The following is a 16,321-nucleotide window of genomic DNA, read 5'->3' as shown; positions in this document are numbered from 1 at the left end:
CGAGCACTCGAGCCTTCTCATTATTCGACAGGTAGAACTGCTATGACTGACAACAAAGTCGATCCGCAACTGATTTCCGGCGAAGAAAGCCTGCGGGTTTTCGAGGGCCTGAACCGTGGCATGTCCCGCCGCAGTGCCTTGCGCATGCTTGGCGTGGCCGGTGTCGCCGCCGCGGGCGCCGGCAGCCTGTTCGGCAGTGCCGGCACCTTGCTCGCCAGCGACAGCGCGGCGCCGGGCAAGGGCAAGCCGGGCGGACGCATCCGCGTCGCCGGCATGTCCAGTTCCACCGCCGACACCCTCGACCCGGCCCGGGGCGCACTGTCCACCGACTATGTGCGGCACTTCATGTTCTACAACGGCCTGACCCGCTTCGACAGCCACCTGGTGCCGCAGCTGGAGCTGGCCGAGCGTATCGACAATACCGACGCCACCCTGTGGATCATCACCCTGCGCAAGGACGTGACCTTCCACAACGGCAAGGGCCTGACCGCCGCTGACGTGGTGTTCTCGCTGTCGCGGCACAAGGACCCGGCCACCGGCTCCAAGGTCATGCCGCTGATGGAGCAGTTCGCCGAGATCAAGGCCACCGGCACCCATGAGGTGCAGATCCGCCTCAAGGCGCCGAACGCCGAGCTGCCGTCGATCCTCGCGGTCTCGCACCTGCTGATCGTGCCCGAAGGCACCACCGACTTCAGCCAGGGCATCGGCACCGGGCCGTTCAAGGTCAAGGAGTTCAAGCCGGGCGTGCGTTCGGTCTCCGCGCGCAACCCGAACTACTGGAAGCCGGGCCTGCCGTACCTGGACGAGATCGAGTTCATCGCCATCGCCGACGAGCCTTCGCGGGTCAACGCCTTGCTCTCCGGCGATGTCAACCTGATCAACGAGGTCAACCCGCGCTCCACCGCGCGCATCGCCGCCAGCGCCGGGCACCGGGTGGTGGACGCGCCGTCGGGCAATTACACCGACCTGATCATTCGCCAGGACCAGTTGCCTGGCCAGAGCCCGGAATTCACCCAGGCGCTGAAGCACCTGCTGGACCGCGAACAGGTGAAATCCGCGGTGTTCCGCGGCTACGCCGTGGTCGGCAATGACCACCCGATCGCGCCCGGTTCGCGTTACTACAACGCCGACCTGCCGCAGACCGTGTACGACCCGGAAAAGGCCCGCTTCCTGCTGAAGAAGGCCGGCATGGAGAAGGTCAGCATGCCGCTGGTGGCCTCGCCGGCCGCCACCGGTTCGGTGGACATCGCTGTGCTCCTGCAGCAGTCGGCCAAGCAGGCCGGGCTGACCCTCAACGTCAACCGCCTGCCCAGCGACGGCTACTGGTCCAACCACTGGATGAAGCACCCGCTGAGCTTCGGCAACATCAACCCGCGGCCGAACGCCGACGTGATCTTCTCGCAGTTCTTCCAGTCCAGCGCGCCATGGAACGAGTCGGGCTGGAAGAACGAGCAGTTCGACCAGTTGCTGATGCTGGCCCGCGGCGAGACCGACGACGCCAAGCGCAGCACCATGTACGCCGACATGCAGACCCTGGTGCACGACCACTGTGGCATCGGCATCCCGGTGTTCATCAGCAACATCGACGGGGTCGACCAGCGTATCAAGGGCTATGGCAGCAACCCCCTGGGCGGCTTCATGGGCTACATGTTCGCCGAGCAGGTGTGGCTGGACGCGTGAGGGGCGAAAGCGGGTTCCGTCGGGGCTGCAAGGCAGGAGGGAAGGGCGATGAATAGCAACACACTGTGGTTGATCGGGCGGCGCATGGGCGCCGCGGTCGTGACCTTGTTGATCGTCTCCATGGTGGTGTTCGCCATCACCGCGGTATTGCCGGGGGACGCGGCGCAACAGGCCCTGGGGCAGTTCGCCACGCCGGAACAGGTGGCGGCGCTGCGCCTGAAACTGGGCCTGGACCAGCCCGGTGTGGTGCGTTACCTGCACTGGTTGCTCAGCCTGCTGGCCGGCGACATGGGCACCTCGGTGTCCAACGCCATGCCGGTCAGCGAGCTGATGGCCGGGCGGGTGCCCAACACCCTGATGCTGGCGGCGGTGACCGCGGTGGTCTCGGTGCCGGTGGCGCTGACCCTGGGCATCGGCTCGGCCATGGGCCGCGGCGGGCGCCTGGACAGCGTCCTGAGCTTCATCACCCTGGCCCTGGTGGCGGTGCCGGAGTTCCTGGTGGCAACCCTGGCGGTGCTGGTGTTCGCGGTGAACCTGGGCTGGTTGTCGGCCTTGTCCTACGCCAGCGAAATCCACTCGCCGCTGCAGTTCCTGCGCACCTACGCCTTGCCGGTGATGACCCTGTGCTTCGTCATCGTCGCGCAAATGGCGCGCATGACCCGCGCCGCGGTGATCGACCAGCTCGACAGCCCCTACGTGGAAATGGCCCGGCTCAAGGGCGTCAGCCCGGTGCGCATCGTGCTGCGCCACGCCTTGCCCAACGCCATCGGGCCGATTGCCAACGCGGTGGCGCTGAGCCTGTCGTACCTGCTGGGCGGGGTGGTGATCGTCGAGACCATCTTCAACTATCCCGGGATCGCCAGCCTGATGGTCGACGCGGTGACCAACCGCGACATGGCGCTGGTCCAGGCCTGCACCATGCTGTTCTGCACGGCCTACCTGGGCCTGGTGCTGATTGCCGACCTGTGCGCGATTCTTTCCAATCCGAGGCTGAGAAACCAATGAGCAATCTCATGCTGAAGTCGACGCCTGCCACGCCCGACCTGGCGCTTGGCAAGGTGTCCCACGGGCCGTCCTGGCTCGGCCTGACCGGGGCCGCGATGTGTGTGCTGTGGCTGCTGGTGGCGCTGTTCGGCCCCTGGCTGGCGCCGCACCCGGTGGGCGAAGTGGTGTCCGCCAATGTGTTCGACGCCATGGGCGCGGCCTATCCGTTCGGCACCGATTACCTGGGCCGCGACATGCTCAGCCGGGTGCTGGTGGGCGCGCGGTTCACCGTCGGCCTGGCGCTGATTTCCGCGGTCCTGGCCAGCGGCCTGGGCACCGCCTGCGCCTTGCTCTCGGTGGTCGCGCCGAAATGGCTGGATGAAGTCATCAGCCGCCTGATGGATGCCTTCATCTCCATCCCGAGCAAGATGCTGGCGCTGATCATGGTCTCGGCCTTCGGCTCCTCGGTGGTGCTGCTGGTGTGCACCGCGGTGCTGAGCTTCACCCCCGGGGCGTTCCGTATCGCCCGCAGCCTGGCGGTGAATATCGAGGCCCTGGAGTATGTGCAGGTGGCCCGCACCCGGGGCGAGCGCCGGCTGTACATCGCCTGCGTGGAGATCCTGCCGAACATGCTCAACCCGGTGCTCACCGACCTGGGCCTGCGCTTTGGCTTCATCGTCCTGCTGCTCAGCGGCATGAGCTTCCTCGGCCTCGGCGTGCAGCCGCCGGACGCCGACCTCGGCTCGCTGGTGCGCGAGAACATCGGCGGCCTCAACCAGGGCGCGCCGGCCATCGTCATCCCGGCGCTGGCCATCGGCACCCTGACCATTGGCGTGAACCTGTTCATCGACAGGATCTCGTCGCGCCGCAGCCGCCGTCCGGGAGGTCATTGAGATGAGCCAGTTGATTCGAGTGGAAGACCTGCGGGTGGTTGCCGGCGGCGAGAGCGGCGAAGTGGAGATCGTCAAGGGCGTGAGCTTCGCCCTGGAGCAGGGCGAGGTGCTGGCGTTGATCGGCGAATCCGGCTCCGGCAAGACCACCATCGCCCTGGCCCTGCTGGGTTATGCCCGCCGCGGTTGCCGCCTGGCGTCCGGGGTGGTGCGGGTCGGCGAACACGACATGCTGGCCCTGGGCGAGGAGCAGTTGCAGGGCCTGCGCGGCAATCGCGTGTCCTACATCGCCCAGAGCGCGGCGGCGGCCTTCAACCTGGCGAAAAGACTCCTCGACCAGGTGGTGGAGGGCGCCCTGATCCATGGCCTGGACAGCCGCGCCAACCTGGAGGCCAAGGCCATCGCGCTGTTCCGCGACCTGGCCCTGCCGGACCCGGAACACATCGGCCAGCGTTACCCGCACCAGGTCTCGGGCGGCCAGTTGCAACGGGTCATGGCGGCCATGGCGCTGATCAGCGACCCGCTGCTGGTGATCCTCGACGAGCCGACCACCGCGCTCGACGTCACCACCCAGATCGACGTGCTGCGGGCCTTCAAGCGGGTGGTGCGCGAACGCGGAGCGACAGCGGTGTATGTGTCTCACGACCTGGCGGTGGTGGCGCAGATGGCCGATCAGATCGTGGTGCTCAACGGCGGCCAGATCCTCGAACAGAGCGCCACCGCGCCGCTGCTCGAGGGCCCGGCCCACGACTACACCCGCAGCCTGCTGGCGGCGGCGCGCCCGGACTCGACCATTCGCCCGCCCAGCGATATCGCCGAGGACCAGCCGCTGCTGACCATCAAGGGCCTGACCGCCGGCTACGGCAACAAGAACCTGCAAGGCATGCCGATGATCCGCGTGCTGGAGGACATCGACCTGACCGTGCGCCGTGGCCAGGCCATTGGCGTGATCGGTGAGTCGGGCTCCGGCAAGTCGACCCTGGCGCGGGTGGTGGCCGGTTTGCTGAGCCCGGCCCTGGGCCAGCTGAGCTTTGACGGCCAGCCCCTGGGCGGCAGCCTGTCGAGCCGCACCGACGAGCAGTTCCGGCGGATCCAGATGGTGTTCCAGAACGCCGACACCGCGCTCAACCCCATGCACAGTGTCAGCGCCATTCTCAGCCGGCCGCTGAAGATGTATTTCGGCCTCAAGGGCGCGGCCTTGCGCCAGCGCATCGACGAACTGCTGGACCTGGTGCGGCTGCCGCGCAAGCTCGCGGACCGGCGGCCCAGCGAGCTGTCCGGCGGGCAGAAACAGCGGGTCAACCTGGCCCGCGCGCTGGCGGCCAAGCCCGACCTGATCCTCTGCGACGAGGTGACTTCGGCCCTGGATACGGTGGTTGGGGCGGCGATTCTCGAATTGCTGCGCGACCTGCGCCAGGAACTGGGGGTGTCCTACCTGTTCATCAGCCACGACATTTCCACGGTGCGCGCGCTGTGCGACGACATTGTGGTGATGTACAGCGGGCACAAGGTCGAGGCGGGCAGCCGCGCGGCCTTTGCCCAGGCGCCGTTCCATCCCTATACCGACCTGCTGATCCACTCGGTGCCGGAGCTGCGCCAGGGCTGGCTGGAAAGCTGCGGCAGCACCTGCGCCAGCCTGCCGCCGATCGGCGTCAAGGCCAACGTGCCGGAGCTGTGCACCTTCCTCAATCGCTGCCCGGTGCGCATCGACGGGTTGTGCAACCGCACCGCGCCGAACCGCCGCGCCATCGACGGCGGCAGCGAGATCCTCTGCCACCGCGACAGCGGCGAGTTGCTGCAGAGCCAACAGAACTTCAATGGCATGACCGAGGGAGCCTACGCATGAAGGGGCGTTTTGTACGGTTGGGCGAGCGCGAACGGGCGCCGGTCAGACTGTGGGTGGATGGTGCGCCGATCGAGGCGTTGCAGGGCGACACGCTGATGGTGGCGTTGCTGACCCAGGGGACGGCCCTGCGCCAGTCGGAGTTCGATTCCGGCCGGCGCGCCGGCTTCTGCCTGATGGGCGCCTGCCAGGACTGCTGGGTCTGGACCCGTGCCGGCGAACGCCTGCGCGCCTGTTCCAGCGAGGTCCGCGAGGGCCTGGATATCCTCACCACACAACCGGAGGCGGTATGGCCACTGCACGGCTGAACATCCCGTCCGGCGCCGCGCCGCGGGTCGTGATAGTCGGCGCCGGCCCGGCCGGTGTCCGTTGCGCCGAAACCCTGCTGGCGGCCGGCCTGGTGCCGACCCTGGTCGACGAGAACCGTCGCGACGGCGGGCAGATCTACCGCCGCCAGCCCGAAGGTTTCCGCCGCGACTACGCCACCCTGTACGGCAGCGAAGCGCACAAGGCGCGGGCCCTGCACGACAGCTTCGAGCGCCTGCGCCCGCGCATCGACTATCGCCCGGACACCCTGGTGTGGAACCTGACCCCGGGGCAACTGTGCTGCGTCAGCCAGGGCCGGCACTTCACCCTGGACTATGACGCGCTGATCCTCTGCACCGGCGCCACCGACCGCCTGATGCCGCTCGAAGGCTGGCAACTGGCGGGCACCTACAGCCTCGGCGGCGCGCAGATCGCCCTCAAGGCGCAATCGGTGTCCATCGGTCACCGCGTGGTGTTCATGGGCAGCGGGCCGCTGCTGTACCTGGTGGCCAGCCAGTACCTCAAGGCCGGGGCGCAGGTCGCCGCGGTGCTCGACACCTCGTCGCTGGGCAAGCGCATCGGCGCCTTGCCGAAACTGCTGGCGCGCCCGGGATTGCTCTGGACCGGCATGAAGCTGCTGGCGCAACTGTGCCTGGCCCGGGTGCCGGTGCACCTGGGGATCCAGCCGGTCCGGGTGCTGGGCGATGCCCAGGGCGGGGTCAGCCTGGTGCAGGTCAAGACCGCCAAGGGCGACAGCCTGGATGTCGAGTGCGATGCCCTGGCCCTGGGCTATCACCTGCGTCCGGAAACCCAGCTGGCCGACCTTGCCGGTTGCCGCCTGGCCTTCGACCCGGCGTCCAGCCAATGGCTGCTGGAGCTCGACGAGGCCGGGCGCACCAGTGTCAGCGGGGTCTATGCCGCCGGCGACGGGGCGAAGATCCGTGGCGCCGACGCCGCCGAACACGCCGGGCGCCTCGCGGCGCTGGCCCTGCTCGAGGATCTGCAACTGCCGGTCAACGCCGCGGAACGCGACGAACAGCGCCAGGCCCTGGCGGTGATGGACCAGTTCCGCCTCGGCCTGGCCCAGGCCTTTCCCTGGCCGAGCGCCCAGGCCGAGGCACTGCCGGACACCGCCATCGTCTGCCGTTGCGAGATGATCAGCGCCGGCGAACTGCGGCGCACGGTGCGCGAGAAGGGCGCCTGCGAAGTCAACCGCGCCAAGGCCTTCAGCCGGGTCGGCATGGGCCGCTGCCAGGGTCGCTACTGTTCCCAGGCCGGGGCCGAGGTGATCGCCGCCGCGGCCGGGGTCGCGGTGCAGGAGGTGGGCCGGCAGCGAGGCCAGGCCCCGGTCAAGCCCCTTTCGATGCTCACCGGGGAGGTGACGCCATGACGGTGCAACAGTCCGATGTACTGATTGTCGGCGGCGGCCTGATGGGCTCGGCGGCGGCGTTTTTCCTGCGTCAGCGCGGCCAGTCGGTGACCCTGCTGGAGCGCGACCAGATCGGCCAGTACGCCAGCGGGGTGAACTTCGGCAACGTGCGGCGCCAGGGGCGTTATCTCGGCCAGCTGGAGCTGGCCAACCGTTCCTGGGCCCTGTGGAGGCGCCTGCCGGAACTGATCGACGACGACCTGGAATTCATCGCCAGCGGCCATATGCGGGTGTGTTACCGCGAGGACGAGATCGCTGAGCTCGAGGCCTATGCCGCGGCACCCGAGGCTCGGCAGCTGGACCTGAAGATCTACCGCGGCCGCGAGCTGCACGAGCGTTTTCCGTTCCTCGGGCCGGACGTCAAGGGCGGCTCCTACGCGCCCCATGACGGCCATGCCAACCCGCGCCTGGCGGCCCCGGCCTTTGCCCGGGCGGCGGTGCGCGCCGGCGCGCGGATCGAAGAACGCACCGAAGTGGCCGAGGTGCAGAAGGTCGGCGGCGGGTTCCGGGTCGGCACCACCGACGGCCGCCAATTCAGCGCCGAACGCCTGCTGATCACCGCCGGCGCCTGGGGCCAGAAACTCTCCGAGCAGTTTGGCGAGCCGGTGCCGCTGGACACCAACGGCCCGCAGATGGCGGTCACCGAGCCGGTGCCTTACGCCTTGCCGACGGTGATCGGGGTCTACACCAAGATCCCCGAGGAGGTGATCTACTTCCGCCAGATTCCCCGCGGCAACATCATCATCGGCGGCGGCTACCGCAGCAAACCGGACATGCTCACACGGCGCGCCCAGGTCGAACCGCGCAGCATCCTCAACCAGATCCAGCAGATGCGCCGGCTGCTGCCGGGCGTCGGCAACCTCAACATCATCCGCGTCTGGAGCGGCATCGAAGGTTATCTGCCCGACTCGCTGCCGATCATGGGTCCCAGTGGCCAGGTCGACGGCCTGTACTACGCCTTCGGCTTCTGCGGCCACGGCTTCCAGCTCGGCCCGGGCGTCGGCGACGTGATGGCCGAGCTGATCGCCACCGGCAGCACCAGCACCCCGATCGAGCCCTTTTCGATTCGCCGCTTCGCCGGCACAACCGCACAACGGAGCAAGGCCTCATGAAACCCCGGGTACTGGAGATCCTCAAGCGCCTGATCGCCTTCGACACCGTGTCCTCGGAGTCGAACCTGGCGCTGATCGAATACGTGCGCGAGCTGCTGCTGGGCAAGGGCATCGAGTCGCTGATCGTCAAGGACGAAAGCGGGCGCAAGGCCAACCTGTTCGCCAGCACCGGGCCGCGGGAGCTGCCGGGGATCCTGCTGTCCGGGCACACCGACGTGGTGCCCGTCGCCGGCCAGGCCTGGACCCTGCCGGCGTTCCAGGTCACCGAGCAAGGCGGGCGCCTCTACGGGCGCGGCAGCTGCGACATGAAGGGGTTTATCGCCCTGGCCATAGACGCCATGCTCGATGCCGCCGACAGCACCTTGAGCCGGCCGCTGCAACTGGCGCTGTCCCATGACGAGGAAATCGGTTGCGTCGGCGTGCGCCGCCTGCTGGACGTGCTGCACCTGGCGCCGGTGCGGCCGTTCCTGTGCCTGATCGGCGAGCCCACGCGCATGCAGTTCGTGCTCGGGCACAAGGGCAAGGGGTCGTACCGCGCCTATTGCCGTGGCCAGGAAGCGCATTCCTCCCTGGCGCCGCTGGCAGCCAACGCGATTCACCTGGCCTGCGATTTCATCGCCGGTTTGCGCGACAGCCAGCAGCGTCTGCGCGAGCAGGGCGCGCGGGATGCCGACTACGACATTCCCTACAGCACCGTGCACGTCGGGCAGATCGGCGGCGGCAAGGCGCTGAACATAGTGCCGAACCTGTGCACCCTGGATTTCGAGGTGCGCAACCTGCCGGCGGACGATCTCGAGCAGTTCCTCGAACAGATGCGCGAACGCGCCGAGCTGATCGTGCGCGAGGCCCGCAAGGTCTCCGAGGTGGCGGCCATCGAGATCGAAACCCTCAATGTGTACCCGGGGCTGGAGACCCATCCGAGTGTCGAGGCGGTGCGTTTGCTCCACGCCTTCGCCGCGCCGGGCACTGGCTACGCCAAGGTCGGCTTCGGCACCGAAGGCGGCCTGTTCAGCCAGCGCCTGGACATCCCGGTGGTGGTCTGCGGCCCGGGCTCCATCGAGCAGGCGCACAAGCCCGACGAGTTCATCGAGGTCAGCCAGATGGATGCCGGCCAGCGTTTTCTCGAAGGCCTGCTGGGTTCCCTGAAACGTTGAGCGGTCACCTGTAGCCGCTGCCGGAGGCTGCGATCGGGCGCTAGCCCGCCAAGCCTGTATCCCGGATCGATCTGACGCACCGTGGTTATCTGTTTTGCGACGGCTGCGCCGCCGATCGCAGGCTGTGCCAGCGGCTACAGGGCGCTGTTCATGTTCTCGGTAGAGCCTGCTGCGCCGCCGCGTTTTTCAGCATCCGACGCTGTCGGCCCGGCGCTTTCAGCATCCTGGGCTGTGGCGCCTGCTTAGACTGGAGGCTGTCTCGGAACAGGACTCGACCATGCTCAAGAATCGTTTGAAAGACCCAAGCCTCTTGGTGGAACTGGCCTATATCGACGGGCAGTGGGTGGCCGCCGACGATGGCGCGACCCTGGCGGTGCTCGACCCGGCCAGCGGCGAATGCCTGGCCCGGGTGCCGGCCCTGCAGGGCGCGCAGACCCGCCTGGCCATCGCCGCCGCCGAACGCGCCTGGCCGGCCTGGCGCGCACGCGCGGCGGCGGAGCGGGCACAGCTGCTGGAGCGCTGGTACCAGGCCATGCTCGACAACCTCGACGACCTGGCCCTGATCATGACCGCCGAACAGGGCAAGCCTTTCGCCGAAGCCCAGGGCGAAATCCGCTACGGCGCCGGTTTCGTCAAATGGTTCGCCGAGGAGGCGCGGCGCATCTGCGGCGACACCCTGCCGGCGCCCGCTGGCGACCGGCGCCTGCTGACCCTCAAGCAGCCCGTGGGGGTCTGCGCGGCCATCACCCCGTGGAACTTCCCCAACGCGATGATCACCCGCAAATGCGCGCCGGCCCTGGCCGCCGGCTGCCCGATCATCGTCAAGCCTTCGGACCTCACGCCGCTGTCGGCCCTGGCCCTGGCGGTGCTGGCCGAGCGGGTGGGGATTCCGCCGGGGGTGTTCAGCGTGCTTACGGGCATGCCGACCGGCATCGGCGAAGAGCTGACCGGCAACCCGGCGGTGCGCAAGATTTCCTTTACCGGTTCCACCGCGGTCGGCCGCCTGTTGATGCGCCAGAGCGCCGAGCACATCAAGCGCCTGAGCCTGGAGCTGGGCGGTAACGCGCCGTTCGTGGTGTTCGACGACGCCGACCTGGAACAGGCGATCGCCGGGATCATGCAGAGCAAGTTCCGCAACGCCGGGCAGACCTGCGTCTGCGCCAACCGCATCCTGGTCCAGGACGGCATCTACCAGCGTTTTGCCCAGCGCCTGGTGGAAGAGGTGGCCAAGCTCAAGGTCGGCAACGGCCTGGAGCCGGGCGTGAGCATCGGCCCGCTGATCAATGCCGCGGCGGTGAGCAAGGTCGCCCGGCATATCGACGATGCCCTGGGCAAGGGCGCGACCCTGCTGTGCGGCGGGGTTCCCCAGGGCGAAAGCCAGTTCGTGCAGCCCACGGTGCTGGGCGAGGCCAGCACCGAGATGCTCCTGGCTCATGAGGAAACCTTCGGCCCGGTGGCGCCGCTGATGCGCTTCCACGACGAGGCCGAGGCGCTGGCCATCGCCAACGCCACGCCCTACGGGCTGGGCGCCTACTACTTCACCCAGGACCTGCGCCGCTCCTGGCGTTTCGGCGAAGCGCTGGAGTTCGGCATGGTCGGCCTCAACACCGGGATCATCTCCATGGAAGTGGCGCCGTTCGGCGGCATCAAGCAATCGGGCCTGGGCCGCGAAGGCAGCAAGTACGGCCTGGACGAATACCTGGAAATCAAGGCTTTCCACATCGGCGGCCTGTGACCGGCCCGCACCGACTTCGAGGAGACATGCGACATGAGCAAGGCATTCAGGATCGCCGCCATCGCCGGTGACGGAATCGGCAAGGAAGTATTGCCAGAAGGATTGCGGGTGCTGCGGCAGGCGGCGCGCACGTGGCAGCTGGACCTGCAGATCGAGGTGCTGGACTGGGCGCACTGCGATTACTACCTGGAGCACGGGCGGATGATGCCCGAGGACTGGTTCGAGCGGCTCAAGGATTTCGACGCCATCTACTTCGGCGCCGTGGGCTGGCCGGACAAGGTGCCGGACCATATTTCCCTGTGGGGTTCGCTGCTCAAGTTCCGCCGCGACTTCGACCAGTACGTGAACATCCGCCCGGTGCGGCTGTTCCCCGGGGTGCCGTGCCCGCTGGCCGGGCGCGAGCCGGGGGACATCGATTTCGTGGTGGTCCGCGAGAACACCGAGGGCGAGTATTCCTCGGTGGGCGGCAAGATGTTCGAGGGCACCGAGCATGAGTTCGTGCTGCAGGAGTCGGTGTTCACCCGGCGTGGCGTGGACCGCATTCTCAAGTACGCCTTCGACCTGGCCCAGACCCGGCCGCGCAAGCGCCTGACGGCGGCGACCAAGTCCAACGGGATTTCCATCAGCATGCCGTACTGGGACGAGCGCACGGCGCTGATGGCCGGGCAGTACCCGCAGGTGAGCTGGGACAAGCAGCACATCGATATTCTCTGCGCGCGTTTTGTCCTGCAACCGGAGCGTTTCGACGTGGTGGTGGCCTCCAACCTGTTCGGCGACATTCTTTCCGACCTTGGCCCGGCCTGTGCCGGCACCATCGGCATCGCGCCCTCGGCCAACCTCGATCCGCAGCGGCGCTTCCCGTCGCTGTTCGAGCCGGTGCACGGCTCGGCGCCGGACATCTACGGGCGCAATATCGCCAACCCGATCGCGATGATCTGGTCTGGCGCGCTGATGCTGGATTTCCTCGGCAACGGCGACCAGCGTTATCGCGCCGCCCACGACGGGATTCTCGAGGCCATCGAACAAGTGATCGCCCAGGGCCCGATCACCCCGGACCTGGGTGGCCAGGCCTCGACCCAGGAGGTGGGCGCGGCGATTGCCGATAGGCTCTGAGCCCCGTCTTGTAGCTGCGGGGGCGGGCGGCGCTCTGACCTGGCGCGCCCGCCAAAGCCTATTCCGGATCAGCCTGATACACCGCTGTCAGCGGTTTGCGACGGCTGCGCCGTCGATCGCAGGCTGCGCCAGCGGCTACAGCGAGGGCGGGGTTCCTGCGTGCTTTGCCAAACGCCGAACCCTGTAGCCGCTGCCGAAGGCTGCGATCGGGCGCCAGCCCGCCAAACCTGCGTCCCGGATCGCCCTGACGCACTGCGGTCAGCGGCTACACGATCGCGGGGGCTTTCAATAACCCTGGCTGCGGTCGATCTGCCCGAGCATCGGTTCGCCGCGCTGGTGGCGGCGGATATTGTCCAGCAGCACGGCGAAGGCGCTTTCCGGCTGGGTCATGGCGGCGATGTGCGGGGTCAGGAGGATCTGCGGGTGATCCCAGAACGGGTGTTCGGCCGGGGCCGGCTCCTGTTGCAGGACGTCGAGCACCGCGCCGCTGAGCTGGCCGCTGGCCAGGGCGTCGAGCAGGTCCTGCTCCACCAGGTGGCCGCCACGGCCCATGTTGATCAGCGCCGCGCCGCGGGGCAGTTGGCGGAACAGCTCGCGGTCGAGGATGCCCTGGGTCTGTTCGGTCAGGGGCAGCACGCACAGCAGGATGTCGCACTGGCTGAGAAAGGCCGGCAGCTGCTGGTTGCCGGCGAAACACTGCACGCCGTCGATGCGATGGGCGCTGCGGGCCCAGCCGGACAGGGCGAACCCCAGCGGCCGCAGGGTGGCGAGGATCTGCTGGGCCTGTTGGCCCAGGCCCATGACCCCGACCCGGCGTTGCGCCGCCGGTTGCAGCAGGTGCGCCTGCCAGCAGCGGGCGAACTGCTGCTGCCGGTAGCGCAGCATGTCGCGGTGCAGGCTGAGCACGGCGAAGCTGGCGTATTCGCACATGCCCCGGGTGATGCCCGGGTCCAGCAGGCGCACCACCGGCAAGTCCGGCGGCAGGCGCGCGAGGTCCAGCTGATCGACCCCGGCCGAGAGGGCGAACAGCACCTCGAGGTTAGGTAAAAGGCTCAGGTCGTCCGGCGCCTGCCAGGCCGCCAGGTAGCGGATGTCCTCGGGGTTGCCGAGGTCCGGCCAGGCACGCCATTGAATGTCCGGGGCCTGTTCGGCGAACAGCGCTCGCCAGTGTTCGCCACGCACGGGGTCAGCTTTATAGAGGAGGGCCATGGGCGGTTCCTGATCGATGGAGGGATGGGTTTCATGATGCCGCAACGGCAAAGCAGGATCTGTCGAAAGGCCGCGTGCGAAAGCCTTGTGCCGCGCGCTTCGAGGCCCTGGCCGGCAGATTCGGCGGGGCTGAAGGAATCTGCCGTTTGCCGGGGTGAAAACAGTGGATCCGGATTTCTCAGGGGCCAAGTTCGGCTAAGTCGGTTCCGCCGAAGCCTTAATCTGAAGCCATCGCAACCGCTTCCCGGTTGCCTGGCTCAGTATGAGGAACGCCATGAATAGCAAGGTCGACGAAACACCTCATTTGCTCCAGCAGCGCGATCAGTTCGTGCCGCGGGGCGTGGTCACTGCCCATCCGCTGGTCATCGACCGCGCCGAGGGCTCCCAGGTGTGGGACGTGGACGGCGAGCGCTATCTGGATTTCGTCGGCGGGATCGGCGTGTTGAACATCGGCCACAACCACCCGCGGGTGGTGGCGGCGGTGCAGGCGCAGTTGCAGAAAGTCTCCCACGCTTGCTTCCAGGTGGTGGCCTACAAACCGTACCTGGACCTGGCCCGGCGCCTGAGCCAGATGATCGGCGGCGCCGAGCCCTACAAGGCGGCATTCTTCACCTCTGGCGCCGAGGCCGTGGAGAACGCGGTGAAGATCGCCCGCGCCCATACCCAGCGTTCGGCGGTGATCGCCTTTCGTGGCGGTTTCCATGGCCGCACCTTGCTCGGCAGCACGCTGACCGGCATGAGCCAGCCGTACAAGCAGAACTTCGGCACCGCCCCCGAGGTGTTCCATACGCCGTACCCGAACGCCTATCGCGGGGTCAGCAGCGAGATGGCCCTGCAGGCGTTGCAGGAGCTGTTCGCCACCCAGGTCGCACCCGAGCGCGTGGCGGCGATTATCATCGAACCGGTGCAGGGCGACGGCGGTTTCCTCGCCGCTCCGGCGGAGTTCCTCCAGGCCTTGCGCGCCCTGGCGACGCAACACGGCATCGTGCTGATCCTCGATGAAATCCAGACCGGCTTCGGCCGCACCGGCAGCTGGTTCGGCTTCCAGCACGCCGGTATCCAGCCGGACCTGGTCACCGTGGCCAAGAGCCTGGCCGGTGGCTTGCCATTGTCCGGCGTGGTGGGCAAGGCGCAGATCATGGACGCGCCGCTGCCCGGCGGCCTCGGTGGCACCTACGGCGGCAACGCCCTGGCCTGCGCCGCGGCGCTGGCGGTGCTGGATGCCTACGAAGAGGAACAGTTGCTGGCCCGTGGCGTGGCGCTGGGCTTGCGCCTGCGCGAAGGGTTGCTGAGCCTGCAGAGGCTGTACCCGTGCATCGGCGATGTGCGTGGCAGCGGTTTCATGCTGGCGCTGGAACTGGTCAAGAACGATGCGGCGCACAGCCCCGATGCCGAGTTGACGCAACGGCTGATCGACCAGGCGCGCCTGGGTGGGTTGCTGGTGATCAAGTGCGGGGTGCACCGTAACGTCCTGCGCTTCCTGGCACCGCTGGTAACAACTCCCGAGCAGATCGACGAAGCCCTGGCGATTCTCGATGCCGCGCTGGCACGAGTCTTGAACTGAGCTGATGCCCCGGTCGGCGCCGGGCTGCCGGGCGCCACCGATGGGCATTTTTGGAGCATGGATCGATGGAACGCATCATAGGAGGCTGTACACGCCATGGGGCTGACTGATTATCGTGCGTTGCTGATCGACTGCGACGCGGTCCTGGTGGACCGTGACTCGGGGGTCTGGGCGGCCTTGCAACCCTTGCTCGACAGTCGCCGTGGGCAACCGGACAAGGAGCAGGTGCTGGGCGAGTTCGCCGAGACGGTGCGGGGCCTGTACCCGCGCTTCGCCGAGCTGGGGTTCAGCGGCCTGCTGTGTTTCGCCCATCGCCAGCTGGCCGAACGCTGGGGCCTGAAGGCGTCCTGGGAGGAGGGCATGAGCTTCGCCCGTTCGGTGGCGGGCTGGTCTCTGTTCGAGGATGCACCGGGGGCGATGCTGTACCTGCGCAAGTTCTATCGGCTGCTGGTGCAGGGCGATCGCGATGCCGAGGATCGCGCGCTGTTGTGCGAGCGGCTGGGGATCGCCCAGGACGATTTCATCTCCCTGGCCAGCCAGCCGTTGCAGGATCGCCAGTGGCTGGCGGACAACGACCTGCGGGCCCAGGACATCCTCCAGGTGACCCGGCCGCCGGCCGCCGCGGCGCAAGCGACGGCGGGCCTGTGCCTGATCTGCCGTGCCGGCAGCCGCAACCCGCAACCCTGCGCCGCCGACTACTGCATCAACAGCATGGCCGACCTGGTGGCCCAGCATCAGGCGTCGTTACGGCGCTGATCTTGCTTGTCGATTGCATCCCACAGCAATCAAGAGGTAAACGATGGAAGGTTTAGTCAAACTGGACCGTATTGATATCAACATCTTGGTTGAGCTGCAAAAAGACGGACGCATGACCAATGTCAGCCTCGCCGACGCCGTGGGGTTGTCGGCCAGTCCGTGTCTGCAGCGGGTCAAGCGCCTGGAATCGGCCGGCTACATTTCCAGCTACAAGGCACACCTGAACCTGGCCAAGATCACCGACTCGGTCACGGTGTTCACCGAGATCACCCTGAGCGACCACAAGCGCGAGGACTTCGCCAAGTTCGAGTCCAATATCCGCCTGGTGGACGAGGTGCTGGAGTGTCATCTGATCAGCGGCGGCTACGACTATCTGGTGCGGTTCATGACCCGCAGCATCCAGCATTATCAGGAGGTGGTGGAAAGCCTGCTGGACAAGAACATCGGTATCTCGAAGTACTTCAGCTACATCGTCATCAAGTCGCCGGTCCTCAAAGACGGCGTGCCCCTGCGTAAATTATTGCGCCACTGACTCGTTCTTCTCTC

The 16,321-nt window shown here is 67.5% G+C and carries 14 protein-coding genes; 13 read left to right on the top strand and 1 reads right to left on the bottom strand.

The genetic code is table 11. The features are described from left to right. The first annotated feature begins 42 nt into the window (after positions 1-42). From C4K38_RS16370 to C4K38_RS16325, 10 genes are all read left to right on the top strand, one after another. Positions 43-1,680, top strand: coding sequence for an ABC transporter substrate-binding protein (locus tag C4K38_RS16370; RefSeq protein WP_041983646.1), 1,638 nt, complete (start codon positions 43-45; stop codon positions 1,678-1,680). A 48-nt stretch (positions 1,681-1,728) separates the two neighbouring features. Then, positions 1,729-2,685: an ABC transporter permease gene (locus C4K38_RS16365; protein WP_016705155.1), complete on the top strand. Its 957-nt coding sequence runs from the start codon at positions 1,729-1,731 to the stop codon at positions 2,683-2,685. Further along, positions 2,682-3,557, top strand: coding sequence for an ABC transporter permease (locus tag C4K38_RS16360; protein ID WP_028684087.1), 876 nt, complete (start codon positions 2,682-2,684; stop codon positions 3,555-3,557). The genes C4K38_RS16365 and C4K38_RS16360 overlap by 4 nt, the downstream gene beginning before the upstream one ends. 1 nt (position 3,558) lies before the next feature. Further along, positions 3,559-5,400, top strand: coding sequence for an ABC transporter ATP-binding protein (locus tag C4K38_RS16355; protein WP_053279285.1), 1,842 nt, complete (start codon positions 3,559-3,561; stop codon positions 5,398-5,400). After that, the gene (locus C4K38_RS16350) at positions 5,397-5,705 is read left to right on the top strand and encodes a (2Fe-2S)-binding protein (protein ID WP_009049173.1); all 309 of its coding nucleotides are present in this window, start codon (positions 5,397-5,399) and stop codon (positions 5,703-5,705) included. The genes C4K38_RS16355 and C4K38_RS16350 overlap by 4 nt, the downstream gene beginning before the upstream one ends. Beyond that, positions 5,687-7,093, top strand: coding sequence for an FAD/NAD(P)-dependent oxidoreductase (locus tag C4K38_RS16345; RefSeq protein ID WP_016705158.1), 1,407 nt, complete (start codon positions 5,687-5,689; stop codon positions 7,091-7,093). The genes C4K38_RS16350 and C4K38_RS16345 overlap by 19 nt, the downstream gene beginning before the upstream one ends. After that, positions 7,090-8,244 (top strand): NAD(P)/FAD-dependent oxidoreductase, encoded by a 1,155-nt coding sequence (locus tag C4K38_RS16340; protein ID WP_009049171.1) that lies wholly within the window; start codon positions 7,090-7,092, stop codon positions 8,242-8,244. Before C4K38_RS16345 ends, C4K38_RS16340 begins: the two co-directional genes overlap by 4 nt. Continuing rightward, positions 8,241-9,398, top strand: coding sequence for an acetylornithine deacetylase (gene argE / locus C4K38_RS16335; RefSeq protein WP_009049170.1), 1,158 nt, complete (start codon positions 8,241-8,243; stop codon positions 9,396-9,398). The genes C4K38_RS16340 and argE overlap by 4 nt, the downstream gene beginning before the upstream one ends. Positions 9,399-9,675: 277 nt before the next feature. Continuing rightward, positions 9,676-11,133: an NAD-dependent succinate-semialdehyde dehydrogenase gene (locus C4K38_RS16330; protein WP_053279284.1), complete on the top strand. Its 1,458-nt coding sequence runs from the start codon at positions 9,676-9,678 to the stop codon at positions 11,131-11,133. A 33-nt stretch (positions 11,134-11,166) separates the two neighbouring features. Continuing rightward, entirely contained in the window at positions 11,167-12,246 is a 1,080-nt protein-coding gene (locus tag C4K38_RS16325) for a tartrate dehydrogenase (RefSeq protein ID WP_053279283.1), read from the top strand. Between the two features lie 285 nt (positions 12,247-12,531). Here the strand turns inward: C4K38_RS16325 and C4K38_RS16320 are convergent, their stop codons facing one another. Then, positions 12,532-13,455, bottom strand: a complete 924-nt coding sequence (locus C4K38_RS16320) for a 2-hydroxyacid dehydrogenase (RefSeq protein WP_009049167.1) — start codon at positions 13,453-13,455, stop codon at positions 12,532-12,534. A 274-nt stretch (positions 13,456-13,729) separates the two neighbouring features. Here C4K38_RS16320 and gabT point away from each other — a divergent pair, with 274 nt between their 5' ends. The 3 genes from gabT (at position 13,730) to C4K38_RS16305 (ending at position 16,307) form a co-directional block, all read left to right on the top strand. After that, a complete protein-coding gene (gene gabT / locus C4K38_RS16315; protein ID WP_041983656.1) occupies positions 13,730-15,019 on the top strand; it encodes a 4-aminobutyrate--2-oxoglutarate transaminase in 1,290 nt (429 codons plus the stop codon). A gap of 96 nt (positions 15,020-15,115) precedes the next feature. Continuing rightward, positions 15,116-15,775, top strand: coding sequence for an HAD family hydrolase (locus C4K38_RS16310; RefSeq protein WP_009049165.1), 660 nt, complete (start codon positions 15,116-15,118; stop codon positions 15,773-15,775). A 43-nt stretch (positions 15,776-15,818) separates the two neighbouring features. Next, the gene (locus tag C4K38_RS16305) at positions 15,819-16,307 is read left to right on the top strand and encodes an Lrp/AsnC family transcriptional regulator (protein ID WP_009049164.1); all 489 of its coding nucleotides are present in this window, start codon (positions 15,819-15,821) and stop codon (positions 16,305-16,307) included. The last annotated feature ends 14 nt before the right edge of the window (positions 16,308-16,321 follow it).

The sequence above is a fragment of the Pseudomonas chlororaphis subsp. piscium genome (genome assembly GCF_003850345.1).
GTDB classification, from domain to species: domain Bacteria; phylum Pseudomonadota; class Gammaproteobacteria; order Pseudomonadales; family Pseudomonadaceae; genus Aquipseudomonas; species Aquipseudomonas piscium.
The sequence above is the reverse complement of the archived record's forward strand: the minus strand, read 5'-3'. Positions and strand labels throughout refer to the sequence as shown.